The sequence below is a fragment of the Devosia sp. 1566 genome (genome assembly GCF_004005995.1).
Taxonomy (GTDB): domain Bacteria; phylum Pseudomonadota; class Alphaproteobacteria; order Rhizobiales; family Devosiaceae; genus Devosia.
Genome location: NZ_CP034767.1, coordinates 912,261 through 938,943, shown reverse-complemented (window position 1 = coordinate 938,943; position 26,683 = coordinate 912,261). Strand labels below are relative to the sequence as shown.

The following is a 26,683-nucleotide window of genomic DNA, read 5'->3' as shown; positions in this document are numbered from 1 at the left end:
CCGGGCCGTTCAGCCCAACGCCACATTGATGCCTCATTAGGGTTAACAGTCCGCTAAGTGAAGACAGAGACTTTTCGCTAACTATCTTAAGGTGTAATCGGGTATAGGGCTGGCGGCGACCAATCACGGCGCAACCGAAGCCGGTCGAGCGAGTTGCCCTCCAGTACCCGACGAGAGTTTGCGTGATGAGTTGCAGAATACTGGTAGTTGAAGACGAGATCTTCGTTGCCACCGAAATCGAGCATGTCATCGCGGAAATGGGGCACCAGCCGGTGGGCATTGCTGCCGACCAGCGTACGGCCCTTAGCCTCGCGGCAACGACTGACGTTGCCCTCGTGGACCTCAATCTTGAGGATGGTCCTACCGGGGCGGCCATTGGCCGGGCTCTCAGCCAAACTCATGGCGTCACCGTACTGTTCATGACGGCCAACCCTTCGCAGCTTGGCACCGGCATTCCCGGCACTCTGGGCGTATTGCCCAAGCCGGTCACGGATAAGGAACTACGGGACGCTGTGGGCTATGCCGTGGCTCGGCGCCAGGCGCAGGAAGCTGCCCCGCCCCGTCGTTTGCAGCTGTTTGATTGGCTCGACCCCACGCCCGAGCCCACGGAGTGCTGACCAAGCCGTTGCTCTAGCTCTGCAACCGCCCGGAGCGGCGCAGAGCCGTAGCAGGAAGGTCGACCTCGACCCTCAGCCCGTCCGCTTCCCAGATCCGCTCGACCTTGCCACGCATCTGGCCTTCCACGCTCAGGCTCACGAGGCGTGAGCCGAAACCTTCCGGTCGCCTCGCGCCATCAAGAACCGGACCGCCCCGCTCCTTCCAGGAGAGATGGTAGCCATCCTCGCTTACCCGGCCTTCCAGCACCACCTCCCCATCGGCAACGCTCAGCGCGCCGTATTTGGCGGCATTGGTGCCCAGCTCATGGAACAGGAGTGCAAGTGGAGTAGCCGCGCCATCATCGATCGGAGCGTCCTCACCGCGGAAGCTGACCCGCGCGGTACCCTCCCGGTGGTAGGCTTGCAGGAGGCGCTCGATCAAGGCCCAGAGTGAGCCCTGGTGTTCGGTGTCCTGTAAGCGGGCAGCATGGGGCCGGACAAAATCATGCGCCTCGCTCAGAGCGAAGATGCGCTGGCGCAGCTGATCGGCAAAGGGCTTGATCTCCGGCTGGCTGCGCGCCGACAGGCTGATGATGCCGGTTAATACCGCAAAGATGTTCTTGATTCGATGGCTCAGCTCCTGCGCCACCAGGTCCCGCTCGGTCGCTGCAAGCTTGGTCTCATGGATATCGGTGAGGGTGCCGAACCAGCGTATGATACGGTCCTGGCTATCACGGATCGGCAGCGCCAAACCCAAGGTCCAGCGGTACTCGCCGGTATGATGCCGCAGTCGGTACTCGATCTGGTATGGCTCGCCCGTTTCCAGGGAGTTGCGCCAGATCGCCCAGGCTCTCTGCTGATCATCGGGGTGAAACAGGTTGTTCCAACCTTCCCCATCAGTGGACCCCTGCGGCACCCCAGTGAACTGGTACCAGCGGTCATTGTAATAGTCGTGAAAGCCGTCAGGAAGGGTCGACCACACCATCTGTGGCATGGCGTTGGTCAGGGTTCGGAAGCGCAGCTCGCTTTCCGCCAGCGCGTCCGACGCACGGCGCTGCTCGGTGACATCCACCACGACCCCGGGGAAGCGGATGGCATTGCCATCGTCGCCCAAACGCGGACGCCCCGAGGCGATAACCCACCTTATCGTCCCATCAGGTCCAAGCAGGCGATATTGCGAGCGGAAGGATGAGCCGTCTGCCAAGGCGGTCCTGATCTCGACGCCCACCCGTCCCACGTCCTCGGGGTGAATGGCCTGCATGAAGCCTTCAAGCGCGATCCCGGTCTTGGCCGTGGCCGCATCGAGGTTATACATGGTGGCGAATTTTTCGTCGGCGGTGACGCTGTTGGCCACAATGTCCCAATCCCAGGTTCCCACCAGGGTTGAGCTGTTCAACGCAAGCGACAGTCGCTCCTCGCTGCGAGCCACGGCACGCTCGGCCAGCACTCGGGTGGTCGTTTCCTGAACAATGCAAAGCACCGCCAAAGGGGTGCCGCCTTCCGCCAGCACAGGGCTATAATGCAGGTCCAGCCACACCGCTTCGGGCGTGCCGTTGCGATTGAGGAGCAGTTCCTGCTCCTCGAGATGCAGGGTTTCCCCGCGCAGTCCCAAGTCAATCTTGTGGCGGTTGAACTCGGCAATTTCAGGCCAGGCCTGTTCGGCGGGAAGTCCGAAGATGTGTGGGTGCCGTTCGCCGGCGAACACCGCATAGGCGTTGTTGTAGATCAGGATGCCCTGAGAGCCGATCAGCATGGCCATTGGGGTGGAGGTCGCGAGCATGACCCGGACGGCCCCCTTGAGGCTTTCCGGCCAAGCTGGAATTGGACCCAGCGGGTTGGAAGCCCAATCATAATGATTGATCAGTTTGATCGTCGGGTCCAGTTCGAGGCGGGCGCGCACCTCTGGCGATGCCGCAGGGAACAGGGATCTTGGCATGAACGACTTTCAGCAGGGTCAGCGAAGCGCTGGCATAGGACAGCAAGCCCGCCCGTCGATCAACACCCGGTCAGTGTTGATCGCGGCAGATCACGCGCCTGTTACTCGCCCGCCAGCGCGTGCTGCCGTGGCGGCTTTTGCGCATGCACCTCTTCGGCGACTAGGAAGGCCAGTTCCAGCGCCTGACTGGCGTTGAGCCGAGGGTCGCAATAAGTGTGATAGCGATCTGACAGCGAGGCCTCGGTTACTGCCGAAACGCCACCTACGCATTCGGTGACATCATCGCCCGTCATCTCAATATGGACCCCGCCGGCGTAAGTGCCCATTTCCCGATGCACTTCGAAAAAGGAGCGAACTTCCGACAACACGCGATCAAAGGGCCGCGTCTTGTAGCCCGTGGAGGCCTTGATCGTGTTGCCGTGCATTGGGTCACAGCACCAAACCACGGTACGTCCGGCGCGTTGCACGGTTTCGATCAGCCGCGGCAGGTGCTCATGCACCTTCTCCGCGCCAAACCGGCAGATCAGCGTGATGCGGCCCGCTTCATCGGTCGGGTTCAAGCGATCGAGCAGGCGCAGCAAGTCCTCACTGGCCAAGGACGGGCCGCACTTGATGCCGATCGGGTTGTGGATGCCGGCGAAATATTCCACATGGGCACCATCGGGCTGCCGGGTGCGATCGCCGATCCAGAGCATGTGACCCGACGTGGCGTACCAGTCATTGGTAATGGAATCGCGGCGGGTCAGCGCTTCTTCATAACCGAGGAGCAGCGCTTCATGGCTGGTGAAGAAACTGGTCTGACGCAGGGCCGGGGTATTGTCCGGGTTAAGGCCGAGCGCGGCCATGAAGGTGATGGCGTCGTCGATCTTGCGCGCTACTTCCTCGTAGCGCGGATACCAGTTCGAGCCCTTCATGAACCCGACGGTCCATTCATGGATGCGGGTCAGTTCGGCATAGCCGCCCGAGGCAAAGGCACGCAGCAGGTTCAGCGTTGCCGCCGATTGCCGATAAGCCTGCAGCATGCGATCGGGGTCGGGTAGGCGGGCCCCTTCGGTGAACTCGATGGCGTTGATGATATCGCCGCGATAGGAGGGCAGTTCCACCCCATCGATCACTTCGGTATCGGCAGACCGGGGCTTGGCGAACTGGCCGGCAACGCGTCCGACCTTGACCACGGGTTTGGAGGCGCCATGGGTGAGCACCACGGCCATCTGGAGAAACACGCGGAAGAAATCGCGGATATGGTCGGCGCCGTGCTCGGCAAAGCTTTCGGCACAGTCCCCACCTTGGAGCAGGAAAGCTTCGCCGCGCGCGACTGCCGCGAGCTTGGTCTTGAGGTCCCGTGCCTCGCCGGCAAATACCAGCGGCGGAAAGGTCGCCAACTGGCGCTCGGCTTCGGCCAGGGCAACCGGATCGGGATAGGCGGGCACCTGCAGGATGGGCTTGTCGCGCCAGCTGCTGGGGGTCCAAGTGGTCATGGGTTGTCTCGCTTTCCCGCTATCCGGATAGGGGCGGTCTACCAAGGCCACGCCGGCCTGCCAAGCCTTATCGGCTCAGACCTTGGCGCCGTCCCGGTAAACATAGGTCGGGCCCTTGAAGGTCACCAGTTCCTCGGCCGCGGTGGGATGAACGGCAATGGCCCGGTCGAAATCGGCCTTGCTGGCGCCCATGCTCATCGGAATGGCGACGAGCTGGATCATCTCCCCTGCCCCCGGCCCCAGAATGTGGCAGCCCAGCACCTTGCCACCATCGGCCTCGGTGATGAGCTTGAGGATCATGCGCTCGGTCCGCGTCGAGAGACTGTTCATCATCGGGCGGAAGCGCGCGATATAAACGTCGATATCGCCATGGGTCGCCGCTTCAGCCTCGGTCAGGCCAATGGCGCCGAGTTCCGGCTCGCTAAAAACCGCGGTCGGGATCAGGGAATGATCCACGGCTATGGGATTGTTGTTGAACACCGTTTCGGCGAAATACCAGCCTTCGCGGATCGCAACGGGCGTCAGCGCCGCGCGCCCGGTCACGTCGCCCACTGCATAGATGGATGGGCAGGACGAGCGCGAATATTCGTCCACCGCAATGGCGCCGCCAGCGGTCAGCTCGACATCGGCCGTTTCGAGACCCAGCCCCTCGACATTGGGCCGACGCCCCACAGCGAACATCACCGCGCCAAAAGGCGCCGTCACCCCGTCGCTGAAGGTCGCGGCGATATCATCGCCCTGCTGCACCAGCGATTTGATCGTGGTCTGGTAGATCAGCCGGATGCCGCGTTCCTGCAGTCCGGCCTCAAGGCCGCGCCGCAGGTCGTCGTCGAAGCCGCGCATCACGCAGTCGCCGCGATAAACGATGCTGGTGTTGACTCCAAGTCCGGCAAAGATGGTGGCAAATTCAACCGCAATATAGCCGCCGCCTGCGATCAGGATCGAATGGGGCAAGCGCGGCAGGTCGAAGACTTCGTTGGAGGTTATGGCGAGCTCGGCGCCCGGAATATCGGGAACAATGGGCTGCCCGCCGGTGGCCACAAGGATATGGCGCGCCTGCAGCTCCCGGTTGGCGCGCACCAGATGCACCCCATTGGGCCCGGTGACCACCGCGCGGTCCTTGATGACCTCGACGCCGGGGTTCTCCAGATTGGTGGTATAGGCGTGCTCGAGCCGGCTGATTTCCTTTTCCTTGGCAGCCACGAGCGTGGGCCAATCAAAGGAAGCATCCACCTGCCAGCCAAAGCTGGAGGCTATGTCGAACAGCTCGTTGAAGCGGCTGGCATAGACATAGAGCTTTTTGGGAACGCAACCCCGGATCACGCAGGTCCCGCCAACGCGGAATTCTTCGATGATAGCCGTTCGCGCGCCATAGCTGGCGGCCATCCGTGCGGCGCGGACACCGCCGGAGCCCCCGCCGATCACGACCAGATCATATGCTTCGCTCATTGCAACGCCCCACAAGTACCGCCCCTAGATATGGAGCGGCGCATTGCTACAAAAAGACCCCGCACAAGGCGGGGTCATATGCGTCTGGATCAGATCTCGACGCCATTGGCGCGAAGCTCGCTTCGCACCTTGGCGAAGAACTCACGCTGCACATTGTTGGTGAACACCATCAAGACCCGCTGCAGGTCGGTATTCAGTTCTGAATTGGCTTGGGCCAGCTTCTGGCCGACTGGCGATTCGTAGAAGGCGACGATCTGCTGCAAGTCTTCGTTGGTGAAGCGCACCGCATAAACGCGGGCAAACTGGTCCATCAGTTCGCCCTTGCGGCCCTTGTACTCTTCCAACACCTTGGAAATGGCCTTGTCGGTGGCGTCGACCAGTTCGGGGTTCTGCTGGATGATCTGGCGCATGGTCTGCACGCCAGTTTCGACCAGGGTCACTTCATAGATGGCAGAGCGGTCCGTCAGTTCCACATATTTGCGCGCCAGCGCCAGTTGCTCAGGCGGCACTTCCTGGGCCATGGCGGGAGCGGCCAGGGCAAACAGCCCGGCGCTGAGTGTCACCGCGAGCAGCGCTTTAGCGCGCCCAGTCAAACCCCGTTTCGTCGAAAATGCCATCCTGATCGAACCTCGCTGTTGGTCAGTCCCCGCGCTGCATGGTTCTTACGCCATCCGGCGTCGCCACATAAGCGGTTTTGCACATGTTAAGAAAAAGCCCATGCTGCACCACCCCTGGTATGTCAAGGAGATCGCGCGACAGCGCTTCTGGCGTCGAAATGCGGCCAAAACAAGCATCAACGATCAGGTGACCGCCATCCGTATGGTAGGCCTGACCGTCGGCAGTATGGCGCAGCTTGGCTTGGCCCTCGGCGCCATGGGCAGTCATTACGGCGTTGAGGGCTCGCATCGTGGCGCCGAAACCAAAGGCGTTGACCTCCACCGGAAGTGCAAACCTGCCCAATTGCTCCACAACCTTGGACCCATCAGCGATCACGATCATTGCATCCGAGGCCGCCGCTACGATCTTTTCGCGCAGCAACGCCCCGCCGGCGCCCTTGATCAAATTGAGGTGGGGGTCGATCTCGTCGGCACCGTCGACGGTGAGGTCAAGGCGATCGAGATGATCAAGGTCGCTGAGCGCGATGCCGAGGCCCATCGCCTGCTCGGCGGTGCGCTCCGAAGTGGGCACGCAGATGCACTCGAAGCCCTGGGCCACTTTCTCGCCGAGCAGATCAACAAAGTGCCAAGCGGTCGAACCGGTGCCCAGGCCGAGCCGCATGCCGGGTTGAACCTGCGACAAGGCCATGCGAGCCGCTTCTCGTTTCAGATCATCGCTCACCGGCACATCCCCTTCTTTTGCGGCGGTGATGCCGGGCAATACTGCCCCGTGTCAACCCAGACCAAAGCAGGTCGCCAGAGGGATCAATGCTGCGGCCCAAGCAATTCCGGGCGAGCACGCTTTGAAATGAGCGCGAAGACGATTAGGTTGGCGCCATGACCAGCCCCGTCTCCGTTGCGCGACCGCTTGTTGATCGCTTCGGCCGCCATATTTCCTATTTGCGCATCTCGGTCACGGACCGGTGCGATCTCCGCTGCGTTTATTGCATGGCGGAAAACATGACCTTCCTGCCCAAGCGGGAAGTGCTGAGCTTTGAGGAAATCGAGACCATTGCCGCCGCTTTCGTGCAACGCGGCGTCACCAAGCTGCGCCTGACGGGCGGCGAACCCCTGGTGCGGCGCGACATTCTTGATCTGGTGCGCAGCCTGGCCCGACATCTCGAGCATGGCCTTGAAGAGCTGACCATGACCACCAATGGCAGTCAGCTCAGCCGTTTTGCCGGCGACCTCTTCAAGGCGGGCATGCGGCGGATCAATGTGTCCCTCGATACCCTTGATCCGGACCGCTTTGCGCAAATCACTCGCCGCGGCCGGATGGCCGATGTGATGGCCGGCATTGACGCCGCGCAAGCGGCGGGCCTGCAGATCAAGATCAACATGGTGGCGATGCGCGGCGTCAACGAAGACGAGATCGAGCCCATGATGGAGTGGGCGCATGGCCGGGGCATGGGCCTGACACTGATCGAAGGCATGCCATTGGGGGAAGTTGGGCTCGACAGGGTCGACAGCTATCTGCCCCTGCGTGAGCTACGCGACCGGCTGGCTCGCCGCTGGACCTTGAGCAAGCTCGACCAGCGTACCGGTGGCCCCGCCCGCTATATGCATGTCGCTGAAACTGGGGGCGTTCTGGGCTTCATCACCCCGATGAGCCACAATTTCTGCGAAAGCTGCAACCGGGTCCGCCTGACCGCGACTGGCCAGCTGTTCCTCTGCCTCGGGCAGGAAGATCAGGTTAATCTCCGCGACGCGCTGCGCGAGGGCGGTGCTGAAGCGCTCGATGCGGCGCTGGACCATGCCATGCTGATCAAGCCCAAGGGCCATGACTTCGTGATCGACCGGGCCCGGCCAGCACCGGCACTGGGGCGGCACATGTCGGTTACGGGCGGCTAGCCGCCCGTTCCGCGAGTTCGACGATGATCCCATCAGGATCACGGCAGAACGCCACCCGCTTGAACACGTCTTGGTTGTGCGCGAGCCGTGGACGCTCGATGATTTCGAGCCCCTCTTCCTCGAGCCGTTGCACCACCGGGTCGATGTCGGAGAAGGCAAAGGTCATGTGGCGCATACCAGCCGTTTGCGGCGGCACATCCTGGGCTCGGGTCACCGGCTCGGCCGGCGCGAAGATTTCGAGCATGCCGCCGCCGGCATCAAGGAAGGCCACTTCGCCAGAGGATGCCGGCTTGCGCAGATGCAGGCGCAATCCCAGCAGATCGCAATAGAACCAGATGGTGCGATCAAGATCGCCCGAAGTCATGCCGATATGTTCGAACCCCTGCAGCATGGCTATTTATCGTCATCGACAACGAGGGCGAAGTCCAGCGGCAAGGCGGTCGTGTACTTGATCTGCTCCATGGCGAAGCTCGAGCTCACATCGGTGAGGGCGATCTTGGTGATGAGCTTTTTGTAGAAGGTGTCGTAGGCGGCGATATCGGGCACCACGATGCGCAGGAGATAATCGATGTCTCCGCTCATGCGATAGAACTCGACCACCTCGGCGAAATCTTCGACAACCGCCGCGAACTTGCGCAGCCAGCCTTCGCTGTGCTCATTGGTCTTGACCGACACGAACACCGTGACCCCGGCATTGACCTTGACGGGATCCAGAACGGCAACGCGCCGCTTGATCACGCCTTCTTCTTCCATTTTCTGAATGCGGCGCCAGCATGGGGTCGTCGACAGCCCCACTTTGCGGCCGATTTCAGCGACCGGCATGGTAGCGTCTTTCTGCAGCAAGGTCAGTATTTTACGATCGATCTTGTCCAGCGCCATCTCGCCCCCGCGAAAACCTATTCCGTCTCCGGCCGGTTTGCCGGCCCAATTTAGGTTATTAACTGCCACATTCCAGCGAGCGCCGCAATAATCTTGCGCAAGCAGCCAGCTAACCTCAACGCCTAGAAGAACGGCAACCAGTCCCAGACCGCCTCGGGACGATCCTGCTGGTCCCGCCATTCGCGTGGCGGCACGAAGGAGCCGCTCCAGATACCCAGCCCGGCGGCCTGAGCGGCCCTTTGCTCGCGATCATAGTCACCCGACGAAAGCGCCCAACCTTCGGCGACCATCCGGCCGCCAAGATCCTGGGATCCGATGCTGCAGCGCGCGAGCAAGCGATCATATTTGTCCCGGCCTTCGGGGCGGCAGTCGAGATCACCCGAGCGCAGCAATTGCGCCATGCGGTCGCGGGCCGCTTGTCCGCAGGGCCAGTTCGCTCCGTCGCGGCGACAGGTCTGGTTGAGTTCGGGAGCGTCGAGGCCGAGCAAACGGACACGTTGCTCGCCCAAGCGCAAACTGTCCCCATCGCTGGCGCGCCCGGCGCCGCCCACCGGCGGGAGATCGGGCTCGAGCCATGCGGCCAACACCGCCACGAGCGCAAGGATCACCATTGCCGCCAGCGAGCCGCGTCGTCCGGCGAACACTCGCCTTTGCCTTAGATATCGATTCAGGACTTCACCGCCCGTTAACTACGCCATCGCTAGTGTTCAGCTGTGAGCGTAGCGAATGCGTTTCTGGTTCGCATCACTTAGTACCGAGTAAGAGTTCAATGCCGTCCTGGGCCACGATCGACGCTGACGTCCGCTCGCTTATGGGGCGTGACACCAAGCGCAACGCACAAAAGACCGTGCTGGATGCGCGCCAACGCCTGACGTCCAGTTCGGGCACCCGCGCGGCGTTCGATTTCGAGCTGCTGCATGACTATGCCAGCGCCCGGCTCGCTGCGGCATTGCCAATGGCCGCCATCGTGGTCATCCTGTCCTTTGTTTCCAGTTTCTGGGTGCCGCCGCTCTTTGCCACGCTCTGGGCAGGGACAGTCCTGCTCAGCCTTCTCGTGATCGTGCTGGTCGCGCGGCGCTTCAAGGCGAGTGATCCCGCCAAGTTCAATGCCGGTCAGTGGACGGCAAGCTTTGTCGCCTGCGAGACTGTTTATGGTCTCGCCTGGTCGCTGCTGGCCCTCTTTACCTTGGTAGCCAGTCCCGAGAGCCTGACGCCGGTGATGTTTGCCATGGTGCTGGTGAGCGTGGCGGCCAATGCCGTGGCCACCCACACCCTGCCGCCCGCCACCTTGATGAGCACGCTGCCGGTGACGCTCACCGTCTCGATCAACCTCATCGCTCTGGGCGGCACGCTCAACTTCATGCTGGCGGCCGTAGCGGTTTGTGGCGAAGTTTTCTTTGTTTACCTTGCGCGCCAGCTGCACGCGTCCGAACTCGAAACCGTCACGCACCAGGCGGAAAAAGATACGCTGATCGGCGAACTCGAAGAAGCCCGGCACATGTCCGATGAAGCCCGCCGCCATGCCGAGCAGGCCAACATCGCCAAGTCGCAGTTCCTCGCGACGATGAGCCACGAATTGCGCACGCCGCTTAACGCGATCATCGGCTTTTCCGAAGTGCTGCAGTCCGAATTGCTGGGCCCCCATCAGGTGCCGCAATACAAGGAATATGCCGGCGACATTCACGCCAGCGGCCAGCACCTGCTAAATCTCATCAACGAGCTGCTCGATCTCAGCCGCATCGAGGCGGGCAAATATGAGCTCAATGAAGAGATCGTCTCGCTGGTCGATATCGCCGCCGATTGCCGCCGCATGATGGAACTGCGCGCCAAGGCTAAGGGCATCGAGCTGGTGTTCAATGTAGGGAACAACCTGCCGCGGCTGTGGGGCGATGAGCGCGCCATCCGCCAGGTGATCCTGAACCTGCTCAGCAATGCCATCAAGTTTACGCCCCAGAACGGCAAGATCACTCTCGTCGTGACTCGCAGCGGCGATGGCGGGCAGCTGATCTCAGTCAAGGACAACGGCCCCGGCATCCCCGAGGACGAGATTGCCACCGTGCTGTCCTCCTTCGGCCAGGGTTCGCTGGCGCAAAAGACCGCCGAGCAAGGCGCGGGGCTTGGGCTGCCGATCGTCCAGAAGATCATGGAACTGCACCAGGGGCGCTTTGATCTCTTCTCCAAAGTGCGCTTCGGCACCGAAGTGATCGCGACCTTCCCCCGCGCCCGGGTCATGGATGCCCTGGCGCCAGTAGTGCAGAAAAAAGACCGGCTGCAGATCTATTCCGAAGCGGGCTAACCCGCTTCGGCGTCTTTGGCCCTCAGGCGCGGTCCGTGACCGCCGCGCTTTCAAAGGTTGCCATGTTGTTATGCAGGTGCAGCGCGGTCTTGGCCAGCACTGCGGCCAGGGCGGCGCCACTCCCCTCCCCCAGCCGCATCCCAAGATCGAGCAGCCCGGTTTGCCCCATGGCTTCAAGTGCCCGGCGGTGCCCCGGCTCGGCCGAAACATGGGCAAAGAGGCAATGATCGATCGCATTGGGATGCACGGCATGGGCGATCGCCGCCGCTGACGTTGCCACAAAGCCGTCCACGATCACCGGCACCTTTTGATGGCGCGCGGCAATGATCGCCCCCAGCATGGCCGCAATCTCGCGGCCGCCAAGCCGAGCAAGGATCGCCAGCGGATGATCCAGGTCGCTCTTGTGCAAAGCCAGCGCGCGGTCCACGGCATCGGCCTTGCGCGCCAAGCCGGCATCGTCCACCCCGGTGCCGCGCCCGACCCAGTCGCGCCCGCTGCCGCCGTATAGGGCCGCATAGATCGCAGCCGCCACGGTGGTATTGCCGATGCCCATTTCCCCGATGCAGATCAGGTCGGGCTTGCCAGCGATCGCTTCCATGCCATAGGCGATGGTGGCCGCGCACATCTTGTCGTCGAGCGCCGCCGTTTGCGTGATGTCGCCCGTGGGCAGTTCCAGCGCCAGTTCGAACACGCGCAGATTGATCTCGTGCAGGGCGCAGATCTGGGAGATCGCGGCGCCCCCTTCGGTGAAATTGGCCACCATCTGCGCTGTCACTTCGCGCGGAAACGCCGATACGCCTTGGTCGGTCACCCCATGATTGCCGGCAAAGATCGTAACCATGGGATTGTCGAGCCGCGGCTTGGCCCGCCCCTGCCAGCGCGCCAGGAATTCCACCAGATCCTCAAGCTTGCCCATCGACCCCGCGGGCTTGGTCAGGTGCCGCTCGCGCTCACGCACTGCGCTGACTGCCTGCTCGTCGCCTTCGGGCAGGATCGTCAACAGTTCGAGCACATCGGCATAGGCTGGGTGTAGGGGCATGGAGAAACCGGACAACGAGTGGTAGGGAAGGCCGGACTTCTGGCGCAGATGGGAGCGAAATGCAATTGAACGGAGCGCGACCGCGCCGCTGGCCCACCGTGCCGGCCGATCTGCTGATGGCCATCCGCTTCTTTTCGCGCCTGCCCACCGGATCTGCACCCCATGAGCTGCCACAGCTCGATCGCATGGCCCCGGTTCTGCCGCTCGCCAGCATCCTGATCGGGCTTGCACCGGCTTTCACGCTCTTTGTCGCCCCGCATTTGGGCATGCCGCCCTTGCTTGCCGCCGCTCTTGCCGTTGCCGTGCTGGTGGTTGCCGGCGGCGCCATGGCCGAGGATGCGCTGGCAGACAGTGCCGACGGGCTGTTCGGCGGCCAAACTGTCGAGCGCCGGCTCGAGATCATGAAGGATAGCCGGCACGGCACCTATGGCGTCGCTGCCCTTTGCCTTTTGCTCCTGATGCGGGTCGCGGCGCTGGCGAGCCTTGCCGCTGTCGATCCGCTTGGAGCCGCCACCCTCTGGCTAGGGGCGCAAGTGCTAGCCCGCTCGGGAGCATTGTGGCTCGCCGTGGCCCTGCCACCCGCCCGGCGCGACGGTGCCTCGGCCACGGCCGGTAGTCTCAGCGGTCCTGCGTTTGCCATAGGGCTGGCCCTCGCCCTGGTGCTGTTCACCCTCAGCACCTGGCCCTTGGGCAGCTGGCTCCCTCCCCTCCTCGCCGCGCTGCTTGCTGGCGTCGCCACCGTTGCCTGGGCGGGGCTTTGCCGGCGTTTGCTGGGCGGTCAAACCGGCGACGTCGTGGGTGGCCTCGTCGCGCTCCTCGAGATTGTGGTGCTCGCGGTTCTCGTGTGCTTTGCCGCCGGGCCTTGAAATCGCCCCCGAGTTTTCCTTTATGCTGTGAGATGATTTGCACAGCTAGGAACAGGGCGCAGGCATGATCTTTATCGGCATCGCCCTTCTGGTTGCTGTTGGCCTGGCCGCTCTCGTGAGCAGTGATGCGGGTGCCCTTCTGGGCCTCACCCAGGCGCAAACAGCCCAACTCCTGCCTCTCTTAATTCTGCTCGTTGTTTTTGCCGGCGGCGCCTTTGGCCGGCGCCGGCGCGCGTCCGAGCTCTTTGGCGCCATTGGTCTATGGGTCGCGATCTTTGCCATAGCGGCCGTCTCCTATAGCTATCGCGATGAGCTGGTGGGCATTGCCGGGCGGGTCGCCGGCGAGTTGCGCCCGGGGGTTGCCGTCGTGGATGCCGAGCGTGGTATCGCCACCTTCCGGCGCGGCATGGGCGGACATTTCGAAATCGCCGCCACGATCAACGGCCACACCACCCCGATGATCTTCGATACGGGCGCCAGCGCGGTGGTCTTGACCGAAGCCGATGCGGAAGCCGCCGGCATCGACACCAGCCGGCTGCGCTACTCGATCCCCGTCGCCACCGCCAACGGCACTGGTCAGGCGGCGCGGGTGCGGCTCGATCAGATCGAAGTGGGCGGCATTGTGCGCGAGGGGGTCACGGCCTTTGTGGCCGAGCGCAATGCGCTCGAGACCAGTCTCCTGGGCATGACTTATCTCGAAACCCTGAGCCGCTACAGCGTGTCCCAGAACTCGCTCGAACTGGTCGACTAGCCAGCCATCCGCAGCGCCGAAGCTTCGAGGGCATCGAGCGCGCGCAGGATGACGCCTTCGTCCGCCCCTGCCCGGCAGGCATCAACGCTCAGAATCTGCCGGAACTGCCGCGCCCCCGGCAGTCCATTGGCCAGGCCCAGCATATGGCGGGTCACGGCATTGACCCGCATCCCGGTGGCGCGCTCGCGGGCGGCATAGTCGGCCATTGCCTGCATTACTTCGGCAAGCCCGGGCCTCGGCTCGCTGGCGCCAAAGAAGCGTTGATCCACCTCGGCCAGCAGCATGGGCGTATGATAGGCGGCCCGCCCCAGCATCACCCCGTCGGTATGGGCGAGATGAGCCTCCGCCTGTTCCAGGGTCTCGATGCCACCGTTGATCATCACCGGCAGCGGCGATAGGCGTGCCCGCAGCCGATACACCCGATCATAGTCCAGTGGTGGGATGGTGCGGTTTTCCTTGGGTGACAGGCCCTTCAGCCACGCCTTGCGGGCATGCACGTAAAGCGCGTCAACGCCGGCTTCCACCATGGCATCGGCAAAGCGATCCAAACCGGTTTTGGTGTCCTGATCGTCGATACCGATGCGGCACTTGACCGTCACTGGCCGATCGGTGGCATCGCGCATGGCCCGCACGCATTGCGCAACCAGTCCCGGCTCGGCCATCAGGCAGGCGCCGAACCGGCCCGATTGCACCCGATCAGAGGGGCATCCCACATTCAGATTGATCTCGGCGAAACCTGCCGCATCCGCAAGGCGCGTGGCGGCCGCAAGCTCGTGCGGGTCCGACCCACCAAGTTGCACGGCCACCGGCTGCTCAACCGGATCGAGCCGCAAGTGCCGGCTCGCATCACCATGCACCAGCGCCGCGCTCGTCACCATTTCGGTGAACAGCAACGCGCGCTTCGTCAGCAGCCGGTGAAAATAGCGACACCTGGGGTCAGTCCATTCCATCATCGGTGCCACGGAAAAGCGGCGAGCTTCGCGCAGCGAGAAGGGTTCGGTGGGGACTTGTGCTGGCGAAAGGGCAGTGTTCATGGGCCCTATTTACGCGCTTGCCCGCGTTCTTCAACCGCCAAGGGCACACCGGGCCCTCAAAACTGCGGTGCCAATAGCGCCAGCTAGCGCGCTTCTATCTTCTGCAGTACTGCAGGAGGGTCTGCTTGGAACTGCTGCAATGCCCGATCCTCGACTGGTAGCCGTCATCGATATTGGCAAGACCAACGCCAAATTGGTGCTGATCGACACGGTGAACGCTGCACAAGTGGCGAGCCGCAGCACGCCCAACAGCGTGGTCCGCGACGGGCCCTACCCCCATGCCGATCTGGACCGGCTTTGGTCCTTTATCCTCGCGAGCCTTCAAGCATTGCATGCCGAGCACGGCATCGAGGGGATTTCGATCACCACGCATGGCGCGACGGCGGCCCTGCTGTCCGGGAGCGAGCTGGCCCTCCCCGTACTGGATTATGAATATGCCGGGCCCGATGCCCTCTCCACCCAGTACCGGGCTGTACGCCCCGGCTTTGCCGAGACATTGTCGCCGAGTCTGCCCGGTGGACTGAACCTGGGGGCGCAGCTCTTCTGGCAAGCCCGCAGCTTCCCCGATGCGTTTGCCGGCGTGAACCATATCCTGCCCTATCCGCAATACTGGGCCTGGCGGCTCACCGGGGTTCTCGCCAGCGAGGTCACCTCGCTTGGCTGCCACACCGATCTGTGGGCGCCGGCGCAGGGCAAGTTCTCATCGCTGGTGACCAGCCAGGGGTTGGAAAAACTTTTCGCACCCATCCGCCCTGCCGCGAGCATTATCGGTACGATCAAGGCAGAGATCAGCGCCCAGACCGGACTGCCGCCGGACACCCCGGTCACCTCAGGCATTCACGACTCCAACGCTTCGCTGCTGCCGCATCTCGGTCGACAGCAGGCGCCGGTCACGATCCTTTCCACCGGCACCTGGACCATCGCCATGACCATCGGCGGCAAGACCCAAGGGCTCGATGAGCGGCGCGACAGCCTCGCCAATGTGGACGCGTTCGGCCGGCCCGTACCCACCGCCCGCTTCATGGGCGGTCGGGAATTTGACGCTCTTGTCGGCACCTATGTCGAACCCACAAGCGCCGAGCTCCATGCGGTGATCGCCGGCGACATCCAGGCCCTGCCCAGCTTTGCTCCCGGCGTTGGCCCCTTCCCGGCTGCTACGGGGCGCTGGACCACCAATCCCGACCGCTTGTCGCCGGGCGAACGATCGGCTGCCACCGCGCTCTATCTCGCCTTGGTGACGCAGACCTGCTTCGAACTCTGCGGGCTGGGCGAGGAGATCATCATCGAGGGCCCCTTTGCGCGCAATGGGCTGTTCGCGGCGGCGCTTGCCCAGCTCACCGGCGTGCCGGTCAGCGCTTCGGCCGACAGCACTGGCACCAGTCTTGGAGCCAGCATGTTGTTTGGCGGCGCTAAGCCGGGCTCGAGCCGCGGAAAGCCCATCGCCCCCTTGGCCCTGCCCCTATTGGACGCCTATGCCGCCACCTGGCGCGAGCGAGCCATGGCGGCCCGCCCCGTCAGCGTTGCTCGGTGACGGGACCCACGGGCTTGGACAGGGCCCGCTCGCGCAGCCAGATGTAAAAGCCGCTGCCCACGACGATGGGGGCGCCAAGCAAGAACCAGATATCGGGCGGCTGGTTGAAGACGATCCAGCTCAGTGCGGCGATGAAGATGATCTGCACATAGGAGAACGGCGCGAGGGTCGAGGCCGGCGCAAAACGATGTGCCACCGTTACGAACTGGTGCCCCAGGAAACCAATCACGCCGACAGCGGCAAAAACCACCCAATCGAGCGTTGTCGTTGGCCAGATCCAATCGGCAAAGGCGAAGGGCAACAGCAAGACCACTGCCACGGCGCCGGTATAGAACTGCTGGGTCGCGGCCGAGTCCACCCCCGCCAGGCGCCGGGTCAGCAGCACATAGGCCCCGTAGAACCCAGCACCGGCGAGCGACAGCAGCGTGGCCGGTTGGAAGGCTTCACTGCCCGGATGGACAATGATCAGGATGCCGATGAACCCCACGCCAATGGCGGTCCAGCGCCGCCAGCCCACCTGCTCGTGCAGGAACACCACCGAGAGCAGGCAGATGATCAGCGGTGTCGTAAAGCCGATGGCACCGGTGACCGTCAGTGGCAGATAGCGCACCGCCGTGAAGTTACACAGGCTCGATCCGAGCAGCGCCAGCGCCCGCACGATCTGGATCCGGAGATTGGCGGTGCGCACCAGATCGCGACCACCCTTGGGCAGGTTGACCGCTGAAACAATTACGAGGTGCACGAAATAGCGGGCAAAGATGATCTGCATCGCCGGCAAGCCAACCAGGCCGAGCCATTTGGCTGAGCCATCCAGGCAGGTAAACAGCAGATTGGCGCACAGCACGAGGCCGATGCCAAACAGGCGGCGCTCCTCGAGGGGAGCAATAGTCGTCGACATGGAGCGGATCCGGAGCGCCGCAGGAGAACGCGGCATCGGCAGGTTGGCCGCACCCACCGCGCCCTGTCAACCATTGATCCGGGCGCGAACAGGGCTGAAGAGTCAGCCCCTTGCCACGAGACAAGGGGCTGGCCGGAGCTAGAAGGTATCTGCCAGCGTGCGGATGCTGAGCGTGGCCGCAAGCTCCTTGGCGCTGAACTTGCCGCCATGGCGAGGCGTAAAGCCCAGCACTGTGGGCCGACCCGGCAGCAGGGTGATGGCGTTGTCGGAGAAATAGCCGGGCTGATCGACCGTCACGGTGGTGAACAGGCCGGGCTTATCGGCCTCAAGGGTCAGCACCGGGCCGGCGGGGCCCTCGGCCCAGCTGGCCGACACCGCTACGGGCGGCAGCTCATAGGCCTTGTAGGGCTTGGGGAAGTAATCATTCTCGCCCAGCACCTTGCCGGCCGCATCGCGCCAGGTGAACAACAGGAACTCGTCGGCGGCGAGATCGGCAACGTCGAGCGTCGCCACAGCCATTGCAGCATCCGGGCCAACAGCGCTGCTGCCGGAGAACACCACTCGATCGCCCCCGCCGACCTTGACCGCCCGGACTTCGAGGCTGATCGTCACCTCGGCCGCGGTATCGTTGACGGCCTTGAGCACGATCTGCGTTGGCGCCGCACCCTCGACCGGCAGCCCGCGCGAATTGGTCTTGAGTTCTGCATGCCGGGGTACCGCGACGACGTTCACCGGCAAGAAGAAGCGCTTCGCCATATACTGCAGCAGCTTCCACTGCCCGCCGTAATCAAGGCTCGCCCAGCTCGCGACCGGCCAGATATCGTTGATCTGCCAATAAAGCGTGCCCATGCAGCGCGGCTTGGTCGAGCGCCAGTATTCGATGGCGGTCTTCATCGCCAGGCCCTGCTGGATCTGGGACAGGAACACCATCTGGTCGAAATCGCGCGGGAAGCGGAAGTAGCGCGTCATGGTCTCGAGGATGCGCGCATTGCCCCCGTCATTGCGCTGATGGTTCTCCATCACGGGCGAAGAGGGATTCCTGTCTTTCTGTTCAGAGAACGTTTCAATGACGTTCATCGAGGTGAACGACTGGAAGCCGAACTCGGAAGCAAACCGCGGATTGACCGTCCGATAGGCCTCAAAGGCCTTGGCCGAATGCCAGACATCCCAGTAATGCGTGTCGCCCCGCGTATCGGCATGCCAGCCATCAGAGAAATCGAGATAACCCATTGAGGGCGATGAGGGCCAGAACCGGCGGGCCGGATCCTCGTCCTCGACAATGGTGCCGAGCATGTGGTTGAGCCGGTCATAGTTCGCCACGTAACGCTCTGGCGCGGCACGCGTTTCCGGGTACCAGCCCAGCGAGCCGATCACCTCATTGTCCCCGCACCACAAGGCAATACAGGCGTGATGGGACAGCCGGCGCACCTGCTGGGTCACCTCCTCGCGCACGCTCGCAAGGAACGCCCGATCGGACGGATAGCTCATGCAGGCAAACATGAAGTCGTGCCAGATGAGGATCCCAAGCTCATCGCACAGATCATAGAAGCAATCGGGCTCATACTGCCCACCGCCCCAGATCCGCAGCATATTCATATTCGCGGCCTTGGCGCTGCCCAGCAGATCGCGAATAACCTCAGGCGTAATGCGGCTTGGAATGGCATCCGCCGGGATCCAGTTGGCCCCCATCATGGTGATGTCGCGCCCATTGATACGGCACTTGAAGGTGTGGTCGATCTCATCGGGCTCGACCACCCATTCGAGCTGCCGCAAGCCAAGCTTGCGGGTGGTGCGCTCGCCATCGAGCTCGGTTTCCAGCTCATAAAGGGGCTGCTCGCCCTGCCCATCCGGCCACCACAGGCGCGGGTTTTCAATGCGAACACCATGGATGAGCAGGTTTTCGCCGCGGTGGACGGGCACGGTTTCGCGAATGCTCTGCCCATCGATTGCGTGACTGATCGACACCTCGCCGGCGGTGAAGGCGAAGATGCGGGTGCGGATGGTCAGCTCAACAGCGCCATGGCTGTGCAGCTGATCGACCTGCACGCTTTCCTGACGCGCGAGGCGCGAGCGGCGCAGCTGCATCGTGCCATAAATGCCGATCGGCATCAGGCAAATGCCCCAGTCCCAGCCGGCATGGCATTGGGCCTTGCGCACGAAATTGAGGTGAATGCCCTCCAGGCCATTGGTCTGGTAGTTCTTGGTAAAGGGCAGCGGAAATGGATGCGCTTCGGCGCGCGCCTTGGCCACATCGCGCGTTACGGCAAATTCGATGCGCAGCGTGTTGCTGCCTTCCCGGACCTTGCCGGTCACATCGATGTCGTGGCGAACAAAGGAATTATCGGTGCGGGCAATCGCTTCACCGTTGAGGAAAATGGTGGCGATGCAGTCCACCTCGGCCAAAGTCAGGGTCAGATAGCCATCAACATCAGCCGCACTTGCTTCAAAGCTGCGCTCGACCGACCATTCGGTCCGATTGACCCACATGACCTCCTTCTCGTTCTCGCCAAAATAGGGATCAGGGATCTCCCCATTCGCCAGCAGGGCGCCATGCACGTCGCCAGGCAAGGTGATGAGAACCGAGGTGTGATAGGTCGGCGAGGAAAGGCGGAATGTCCCTCCAAGTTCAAGCACAGAATAAGCGGCGGCAGTGGACATCCGGTTCCTCCCAGTAGACGTCGTTCAAAGCAGCGAAAGCACCGCTGCAATCGATTTCAGCCTTCTACAGAGTCTGCCGGATAGCTCCAATGGGGGTGGTCTGGCTGTGCAAGAGTTTTTCCGTCGAGGCGCAGAATAATTTTAGGAGCGCCGGCACGGGCATGCCGGCCAAGAGGCCGCTCTACTGAGCGGCCTCTTCGCTTTGTTCGGCTTCGATGAAGCCGCCGGATTGCCGCTGCCAGAGTTGAGCGTAAAGCCCGCCCTGCTCGAGCAGCTCGGCATGGGTGCCCTGCTCGACTACCCGTCCATGGTCGAGCACCACGAGCCGATCCATGGCAGCAATGGTCGAAAGCCGGTGGGCAATGGCGATCACGGTCTTGCCCCGCATCAGCAGTTGCAGCTGGCTCTGGATGGCAGCTTCCACCTCGCTGTCGAGCGCGGAAGTGGCTTCGTCGAGCACCAGGATTGGCGCGTTCTTTAGCAGCACCCGCGCAATGGCGATGCGCTGTCTTTGGCCGCCGGACAATTTCACCCCGCGCTCGCCAACATGGGCGTCGTAGCCTGTGCGGCCCTGCGCATCGCTCAGGGTTTCGATAAAGTCGGCGGCCTCCGCCAGTTCAGCGGCCTGGCGGATTTCGGCGTCGGTCGCGTCAGGACGGCCATAGGCGATGTTGTCGCGCACTGACCGGTGCAGCAAGGATGTGTCCTGGGTCACAACGCCGATATTGGCGCGTAATGAGTCCTGGGTGACGGCGGCGATATCCTTGCCGTCGATTAGGATGCTGCCGCCCTGCCGATCGTAGAACCTGAGCAGCAGGTTGACGATGGTGGACTTGCCGGCGCCCGAGCGGCCGATCAGACCGATCTTCTCGCCGGGCCGGATGTGCAGGTTTAAACCGTCGATGACACCGCTGTCTTTGCCATAGTGGAAGCTCACATTTTCAAAGCGGATGTCGCCGGTCACCTTGCCGATTGGCTTGGCGCCTTCGGCATCCGATACCACCCGCGGCAGCGAGATCGAAGCAATGCCGTCGCGCACCGTGCCGATATTTTCGAACAGCGCCGACATTTCCCACATCACCCACTGGCTCATGCCCTGAAAGCGCATCACGAGCCCCAGCGACACCGCCAAAGCGCCTGGGGACATGGTTCCCTGCAACCACAGATAGATGCCGGTGGCACCAACGAAAAACAGCAGCAGCGCGTTCGAGAAATTCACGGCCACATTGAGCACGGTGAACATGCGCATCTGCCGATAAACCGTGTCCAAGAAGCCATCCATTGCCTCGCGGGCATAACGCTCCTCCCGATTGGAATGGGAGAACAGCTTGACGGTCGCGATATTGGTATAGCTGTCGACGATGCGGCCGGTCATGGTCGAGCGGGCATCGGCCTGCTGCTCGGAAATTTTGCCTAGGCGCGGAATGAAATACCACATCAACAGGATGTAGCAGACGACCCAGCCCAAGAACGGTAGTGCCAGCCGCCAGTCGGTCGATGCGGCGAGCACGACCGCGCCGGTGAAATAAACGCTCACATAGACCAGCATGTCGAGCAGCTTCATCACCACTTCGCGCACGGCGAGCGAGGTCTGCATCAGCTTGGCGCCGATGCGCCCGGCAAACTCGTCCTGGAAGTAGCTCATCGACTGGCGGATGAGATAACGATGGCTCATCCAGCGGATGCGCTGGGGGAAATTGCCGAGGAGTGTCTGGTGCATGGTGAGCGTTGAGAGCAACACCAGCCCCGGCAGCACGAGAACGACGATCGCGCCCATGATGGCCAGCTTCCAGCCATCTGTGGCCAGGAAAGTCTGGGGGTCCGCGTCGGCCAGCCAGTTCACCACATCGCCGATAAAGCCGAACAGCAAGATTTCGCCCGCTGCGATGAGCGCTGCGGTCACAGCCATCAGGGCGAGCCACTTCTTGGCGCCACGGCTGTAATACAGGCAAAAAGCGAGCAACCCACGGGGTGGTTCACTGGGCTCTTCGGCAGGATATGGGTTCAGACGTTGTTCAAACCAGCGCAACATGCGGTCACCCCTTCAACAAGCAACAGACGTTCAAGAGCGCCCTGTCACGACGCTGAGTCCCAGAAATAGATGACGCTGCAACGTCAACCGGGGGAAATCTTGCGCGGGACGCCAGCCACATAACTGGTTTCCCTCCCCATTGACGTCCAATTTGACGTAGAAGGAGGGAGGCGGCCGCGAGCCGCACTGATCGCATATCTAACCGAAGTCTGCTGTTGCGGCACGGCCACAATCGATTGAAGACTAAGGTTCACACCTGGACCGAAATCATGCGTACTGAAACCGAGCACACTATCTATCTCAAAGATTACGCGCCCAGTCCTTATCGCATCACGGCGGTAGACCTGGATTTTCGCATCCTCGAAGAGGGGACGCGCGTTCGCTCGCTGCTGACGATCGAGCCACGCCCGGACACGGCTGCAGGCACGCCGCTGGTGCTGGATGGCGACGGTTTGCGGCTGCAATCGGTGGCCCTCGACGGCTTGCCGCTGGTGGAGGCTGCCTATGCAGCCGATGCCAACGGGATGACTCTCGTTGAGCCGCCACTGCGTCGGTTTGTGCTGGAAACCGAGGTCACCCTGCGGCCGGAAAAGAACACCAAGTTAATGGGGCTTTATCGCTCTAACGGGACCTGGTGCACGCAGTGTGAGCCCGAGGGCTTTCGGCGCATCACCTATTACCTCGATCGCCCCGACAACCTCGCCACATTCAAGGTGCGCATAACGGCGCCGGAGGCCGTGGCACCGGTGCTGCTCTCCAACGGCAATCTGATGGAGCGCGGTGACGCTGGCGACGGCCTGCATTATGCGGTTTGGGAGGACCCCTTCCCCAAGCCGGCCTACCTCTTTGCCCTTGTTGCCGGCAAGCTCGGCTCGATCAGCGACAGCTTCACCACCATGTCCGGCCGCAAGGTGGAACTGGCGATCTATTGCGAGCCAGGCAAGGAAGACCAGTGCGGCTGGGCCATGGACAGCCTCAAGCGCTCGATGGCCTGGGACGAGAAGCGGTTTGGGCGCGAATACGACCTCGACATCTTCAACATCGTCGCGGTGTCGGATTTCAACTTCGGCGCCATGGAAAACAAGGGCCTCAACATCTTCAACGATCGGCTGGTGTTTGCCCGGCCGGACACGGCCAGCGACGCCAATTACGCTTCGATCGAGCGCGTCATCGCTCACGAATACTTCCACAACTGGACGGGCAATCGCATTACCTGTCGCGACTGGTTCCAGCTTTGCCTCAAGGAAGGGTTAACGGTTTACCGGGACCAGGAGTTTTCCTCGGACGAGCGCAGCCGTCCGGTGCAGCGGATCCATGACGTGCAGAATTTGCGCGTGTCGCAGTTTCCCGAAGATGGTGGGCCGCTGGCCCATCCACCCCGCCCCGACCAATATCGCGAAATCAACAACTTCTACACGACCACCGTCTACGAGAAGGGTGCCGAAATCGTGCGGATGCTGGCGACCCTCTTGGGCGAAGCCGGGTTCCGCAAGGGCATGGACCTCTATTTCCAGCGGCACGATGGTGAAGCCACGACTATCGAGGCTTTCCTCGCGGTCTTCTCGGAAGCCAACGATATCGATCTGGAGCAATTCAAGATCTGGTATCTGCAGGCTGGCACCCCTCAGGTCACGGTTTCAGACAGCTATGATCCCATCAGTCGCACCTATCGGCTGACCCTCAAGCAACACACCGCACCAACTCCCGGGCAACCGGAGAAGTCGCCGCTGGTCATCCCTGTCAAGTTCGGCCTGCTCGGACCCAACGGAAGCGAACTAAGCTGGACAGGCGTATCTGGCGGAACGGTGCGCGACGACCTCATCATCCTCGACACCGAAACAGCGGTCATCGAGTTCAGCGGGGTCGCCAACCCGCCCATTCCTTCCTTGTTCCGTGGTTTTTCCGCGCCGGTGCAGGTCCATGCCGACCGGTCCGCGGCGGACAATCTGTTCCTGGCCCGGCATGACAGCGATCCGTTTAACCGCTGGGAAGCGCTGCAATCGGTCAGCACCGAATTGATGGTGGCAGCTGCCCAAGGCACGACCTGGCGCGATGAAGCGGTCTCCGCACTGCGCGAAGCCATGATGGAGACGCTGGGTGACCCCGGGCTCGACCACGCCTTCAAGGCGCAGGCGCTTGGTCTGCCCGACGAGTCGCTTGTGGCCCGGGCCATCGGCCGGGATGTAGATCCGGACCGCGTCCATCAGGTGCGCCAGGCTTTGATCGGCGCAGTCTTCGGACCGGTCGCTGCAATGCTGCAGGCGGCTTACCAGGGTCTCGCCATCACGGAGACTTATGCCCCCACAACGGCGCAGTCGGGGCAGCGATCCTTGCGCAATCGCCTGCTGTCCATCCTGGTCCAGGCGAGCCCCGATGGGGCCGCGCTCGCAGCCCGGCAGTACCATGAAGCCACCAACATGACCGATCGGCTGGCGGCGCTCGCGGTCAGCGGTTCGCAGTGGACCGCCGACGCCCCTGCCCTTCTAGCTGACTTCCGCCTGCGCTTTGCCGGGGACCCTTTGGTGTTTGACAAATGGCTCAGTGTTTCGGCCAGCGCCACCGATGATGGGGTGATCGAGCGCATGCGTGCCATCCTTGCCGATCCCAGCTTCCCCAAGACCAATCCGAATCGCTTGCGCTCGCTTGTGGGGACATTTGCGATGGGCAACCCGACTCAGTTTGCCCGTGCTGACGGCGCTGGTTTCCGCTTCGTTACGGACTTCGTGGCGGAGGTGGATTCGGTCAATCCGCAGGTGGCTGCGCGGGTGCTGACAGGCTTCAGAATCTGGCAAAATCTGGAGCCAAACCGGCGCGAGGCAGCACACTCTGCGCTCCGGCAGTTGCAGGCCTCGACCGAGCTGAGCCGCAACACGGCTGACATACTTTCCCGCATGTTGGGAAGCTAAATGCACGTTCCTGTGGAAGAATATTTCTCCGTCGCTAAGTGATTCAAGAGACTCGCCTTTTGGCGGGTCTCGCTTTAGCGCTGGCCGGAGAGGTATGGACAAGCTGCCACCGCCTGATTCATTGTTCGTTAAGGGTATCGGTCGGGGCAATTAGCCTCACATTACGGAGTTATTCATGCGGTCGGCGGAGCAATCCGGCGTCGGCGCTGATGGATTCAGCGTGGGCAAAGGTCAGAATTCAGCTCATCGGCCAGAAGGCGAGAACACCCATACAGGGTCCCTTTTCCGCAAGGTTTCGCCCGTGACGAGGACCGTCGCACTCACCGCCATCCTGGCCGCGACGCTTTTCATTATCTATGACACGGCAAGGACCCTTGATGAGGCCCGTCGCGACCTGACCGCCATCGGCGCATTGATGGCAGACGAGATTGCCGCAACCACCGCTCCGTTGCCGCAGCTGCAACAAGCGGTAAGGCTGTCGGGCGGTGTCGTTCATGCGCGGCTACACGCCGATCCTTCCACTGCTCCCCAGAGAACGCTCGTCAGCGAGCAGTTCCCCGTTGGTCAGCACGGTATCTTGTTGCTTGAAGCCAATGAGGACCTGATATGGCCCGGCCTGCTGGTCCGGGCCCTGGCCGCCCTTGCCGTGGCTGCGCTGATGACAGGCCTCTCCTGGCGCCGCAGCCACTTCAACGAAATGCCCGATCGCATGCAGCGTTTTGTCTACCAGACCCTTGCTTCGGCTGTGCCGATGGGGATGGCGTGCTGGACCAAATCGGGCCAGCTGGTGGTCTGCAATCAACAGTACCGCGAGCGCCTGGACCTGGAGGGTACAAGCGTGACCTACCCCCAAATGGTCAAGCGACTGATTGCCGGCGGATACATGAAGCTGGTCAATGACGCGGACAACACCCGCTTGATGGAGCTGCATCGCGAAGACGGCAGCTGCATGCTGATCGAGGAACGTCCCTTGGGCGACGGCAATTTCCTTACGCTCGTGACCGATGTCACCGAGCGCAAGAAAGCCGATTCACTGCTGAACTCCATCCGGGAGGAGCAGCGGCTGCTCGCCCGCCGCTATCATGAGGAAAAGCTCAAGGCCGAGGCCGCCAGCCGCTCCAAGACCAATTTCCTGGCTCATCTCAGCCATGACGTACGCACGCCGCTCAACCACATCATCGGCTTTGCCGAACTGATGCGGCATGAGGCTTATGGCCCGCTCGGCGATCGCCGCTACAAGGATTACGTGCAGTCGATCAAGTCCTCTGGCGAACACCTGCTGGATTCCTTTGCGACCATTCTTGATCTCGCGGAGCTTGAAGGCGGGCAGAAGATGCTGCGCTCCGATCCACTCAGCGTGGACGAGCTCCTCGACGAGGTCGGGCAGCGCTTCCGTGGACAAACTGCGCGAGCCGGGCTGAGCTTTGTGCGCGGCGAAGGTTGCGGCGCGGTTGTGCATGGCGACCGCCTAGGGCTGTTGCGCATGATCGGCAATATCGTCGAGAACGCGATCCGCTTCACGCCGAGCGGGGGCCGAGTCACGCTGGCAGCCTTTGCTGCCCATGATGGCGTTGTTATTGAAATCACCGATACCGGGCTCGGCATGAACGAGGAGCGGCTGGCCAGTCTTTCCCAGCCTTTCGCCCTTGGTGACGCGACCTTCACTCGCGAAGGGGTTGGTCACGGCCTTGGCATTTCGATTTCGCGCGCCATTGCCGAGCTCAGCGGCGGGCACATGGCCATTGACTCCAGCCCTTCCCTGGGCACGACGGTGGCCATATCCCTGCCGTTGCGCAGCGAAGAAGGCATTCGGGCGGCCGAATAGGC

Annotated in this window: 21 protein-coding genes; 8 read left to right on the top strand and 13 right to left on the bottom strand. The window is 62.5% G+C overall.

What is annotated here, in order from left to right; translation table 11 throughout:
• Window positions 1-122: 122 nt before the first annotated feature.
• Complete coding sequence (locus tag ELX51_RS04560) at window positions 123-617, top strand: response regulator (protein ID WP_282567580.1); 495 nt, start codon at window positions 123-125, stop codon at window positions 615-617.
• A gap of 13 nt (window positions 618-630) precedes the next feature.
• Here ELX51_RS04560 and ELX51_RS04555 read toward each other — a convergent pair whose 3' ends face one another.
• From ELX51_RS04555 to rpiA, 5 genes are all read right to left on the bottom strand, one after another.
• The gene (locus tag ELX51_RS04555; RefSeq protein ID WP_127752406.1) at window positions 631-2,532 is read right to left on the bottom strand and encodes a PAS domain-containing protein; all 1,902 of its coding nucleotides are present in this window, start codon (window positions 2,530-2,532) and stop codon (window positions 631-633) included.
• 101 nt (window positions 2,533-2,633) lie between these two features.
• Window positions 2,634-4,010, bottom strand: coding sequence for a 3-deoxy-7-phosphoheptulonate synthase class II (locus tag ELX51_RS04550; protein WP_127752405.1), 1,377 nt, complete (start codon window positions 4,008-4,010; stop codon window positions 2,634-2,636).
• 75 nt (window positions 4,011-4,085) lie between these two features.
• Window positions 4,086-5,459: a glutathione-disulfide reductase gene (gene gorA / locus ELX51_RS04545; RefSeq protein WP_127752404.1), complete on the bottom strand. Its 1,374-nt coding sequence runs from the start codon at window positions 5,457-5,459 to the stop codon at window positions 4,086-4,088.
• An 89-nt stretch (window positions 5,460-5,548) separates the two neighbouring features.
• A complete protein-coding gene (locus ELX51_RS04540; RefSeq protein WP_164854754.1) occupies window positions 5,549-6,052 on the bottom strand; it encodes a DUF2059 domain-containing protein in 504 nt (167 codons plus the stop codon).
• A 46-nt stretch (window positions 6,053-6,098) separates the two neighbouring features.
• A complete protein-coding gene (rpiA, locus tag ELX51_RS04535; RefSeq protein ID WP_127755173.1) occupies window positions 6,099-6,797 on the bottom strand; it encodes a ribose-5-phosphate isomerase RpiA in 699 nt (232 codons plus the stop codon).
• Window positions 6,798-6,952: 155 nt separating this feature from the next.
• Between rpiA and moaA the strand changes: the two genes are divergently transcribed.
• Window positions 6,953-7,966 carry a GTP 3',8-cyclase MoaA gene (gene moaA / locus ELX51_RS04530; protein WP_127752402.1) on the top strand — a complete coding sequence of 338 codons (1,014 nt, stop codon included), beginning with the start codon at window positions 6,953-6,955 and terminating at the stop codon, window positions 7,964-7,966.
• Here the strand turns inward: moaA and ELX51_RS04525 are convergent.
• The 3 genes from ELX51_RS04525 to ELX51_RS04515 form a co-directional block, all read right to left on the bottom strand.
• Window positions 7,953-8,357, bottom strand: coding sequence for a VOC family protein (locus ELX51_RS04525; protein WP_127752401.1), 405 nt, complete (start codon window positions 8,355-8,357; stop codon window positions 7,953-7,955). The genes moaA and ELX51_RS04525 overlap by 14 nt on opposite strands.
• Before the next feature lie 2 nt (window positions 8,358-8,359).
• Window positions 8,360-8,839 carry an Lrp/AsnC family transcriptional regulator gene (locus ELX51_RS04520; RefSeq protein WP_127755172.1) on the bottom strand — a complete coding sequence of 160 codons (480 nt, stop codon included), beginning with the start codon at window positions 8,837-8,839 and terminating at the stop codon, window positions 8,360-8,362.
• Between the two features lie 128 nt (window positions 8,840-8,967).
• A complete protein-coding gene (locus tag ELX51_RS04515; RefSeq protein WP_127752400.1) occupies window positions 8,968-9,489 on the bottom strand; it encodes a thermonuclease family protein in 522 nt (173 codons plus the stop codon).
• A 125-nt stretch (window positions 9,490-9,614) separates the two neighbouring features.
• Here ELX51_RS04515 and ELX51_RS04510 point away from each other — a divergent pair, with 125 nt between their 5' ends.
• Window positions 9,615-11,141, top strand: coding sequence for a HAMP domain-containing sensor histidine kinase (locus tag ELX51_RS04510; protein WP_248305248.1), 1,527 nt, complete (start codon window positions 9,615-9,617; stop codon window positions 11,139-11,141).
• A 22-nt stretch (window positions 11,142-11,163) separates the two neighbouring features.
• Here the strand turns inward: ELX51_RS04510 and cobT are convergent, their stop codons facing one another.
• Window positions 11,164-12,180, bottom strand: coding sequence for a nicotinate-nucleotide--dimethylbenzimidazole phosphoribosyltransferase (gene cobT / locus ELX51_RS04505; RefSeq protein ID WP_127752399.1), 1,017 nt, complete (start codon window positions 12,178-12,180; stop codon window positions 11,164-11,166).
• A gap of 59 nt (window positions 12,181-12,239) precedes the next feature.
• Here cobT and ELX51_RS04500 point away from each other — a divergent pair, with 59 nt between their 5' ends.
• Together ELX51_RS04500 and ELX51_RS04495 are read left to right on the top strand one after the other, a co-directional pair.
• Window positions 12,240-13,046: an adenosylcobinamide-GDP ribazoletransferase gene (locus ELX51_RS04500; protein ID WP_127752398.1), complete on the top strand. Its 807-nt coding sequence runs from the start codon at window positions 12,240-12,242 to the stop codon at window positions 13,044-13,046.
• Between the two features lie 64 nt (window positions 13,047-13,110).
• On the top strand, window positions 13,111-13,797 hold the full coding sequence (locus ELX51_RS04495; RefSeq protein WP_127752397.1) for a TIGR02281 family clan AA aspartic protease: 687 nt from the start codon (window positions 13,111-13,113) through the stop codon (window positions 13,795-13,797).
• Here the strand turns inward: ELX51_RS04495 and dusA are convergent.
• Window positions 13,794-14,831, bottom strand: a complete 1,038-nt coding sequence (gene dusA, locus ELX51_RS04490) for a tRNA dihydrouridine(20/20a) synthase DusA (protein ID WP_127752396.1) — start codon at window positions 14,829-14,831, stop codon at window positions 13,794-13,796. The genes ELX51_RS04495 and dusA overlap by 4 nt on opposite strands.
• A 139-nt stretch (window positions 14,832-14,970) precedes the next feature.
• On the opposite strand from dusA, the gene ELX51_RS04485 reads away from it, so the two are divergent.
• Window positions 14,971-16,362 (top strand): FGGY-family carbohydrate kinase, encoded by a 1,392-nt coding sequence (locus ELX51_RS04485; RefSeq protein WP_127752395.1) that lies wholly within the window; start codon window positions 14,971-14,973, stop codon window positions 16,360-16,362.
• Here the strand turns inward: ELX51_RS04485 and ELX51_RS04480 are convergent.
• The 3 genes from ELX51_RS04480 to ELX51_RS04470 form a co-directional block, all read right to left on the bottom strand.
• A complete protein-coding gene (locus ELX51_RS04480; RefSeq protein ID WP_164854753.1) occupies window positions 16,346-17,260 on the bottom strand; it encodes a DMT family transporter in 915 nt (304 codons plus the stop codon). The genes ELX51_RS04485 and ELX51_RS04480 overlap by 17 nt on opposite strands.
• A gap of 138 nt (window positions 17,261-17,398) precedes the next feature.
• Window positions 17,399-19,918: a glycoside hydrolase family 2 protein gene (locus tag ELX51_RS04475; RefSeq protein ID WP_127752393.1), complete on the bottom strand. Its 2,520-nt coding sequence runs from the start codon at window positions 19,916-19,918 to the stop codon at window positions 17,399-17,401.
• A gap of 181 nt (window positions 19,919-20,099) precedes the next feature.
• A complete protein-coding gene (locus tag ELX51_RS04470) occupies window positions 20,100-21,950 on the bottom strand; it encodes an ABC transporter ATP-binding protein (RefSeq protein WP_127752392.1) in 1,851 nt (616 codons plus the stop codon).
• A gap of 269 nt (window positions 21,951-22,219) precedes the next feature.
• Between ELX51_RS04470 and pepN the strand changes: the two genes are divergently transcribed.
• The gene (gene pepN / locus ELX51_RS04465; RefSeq protein ID WP_127752391.1) at window positions 22,220-24,856 is read left to right on the top strand and encodes an aminopeptidase N; all 2,637 of its coding nucleotides are present in this window, start codon (window positions 22,220-22,222) and stop codon (window positions 24,854-24,856) included.
• A 301-nt stretch (window positions 24,857-25,157) separates the two neighbouring features.
• On the top strand, window positions 25,158-26,681 hold the full coding sequence (locus ELX51_RS04460; protein WP_164854752.1) for a PAS domain-containing sensor histidine kinase: 1,524 nt from the start codon (window positions 25,158-25,160) through the stop codon (window positions 26,679-26,681).
• Window positions 26,682-26,683 lie beyond the last annotated feature (2 nt).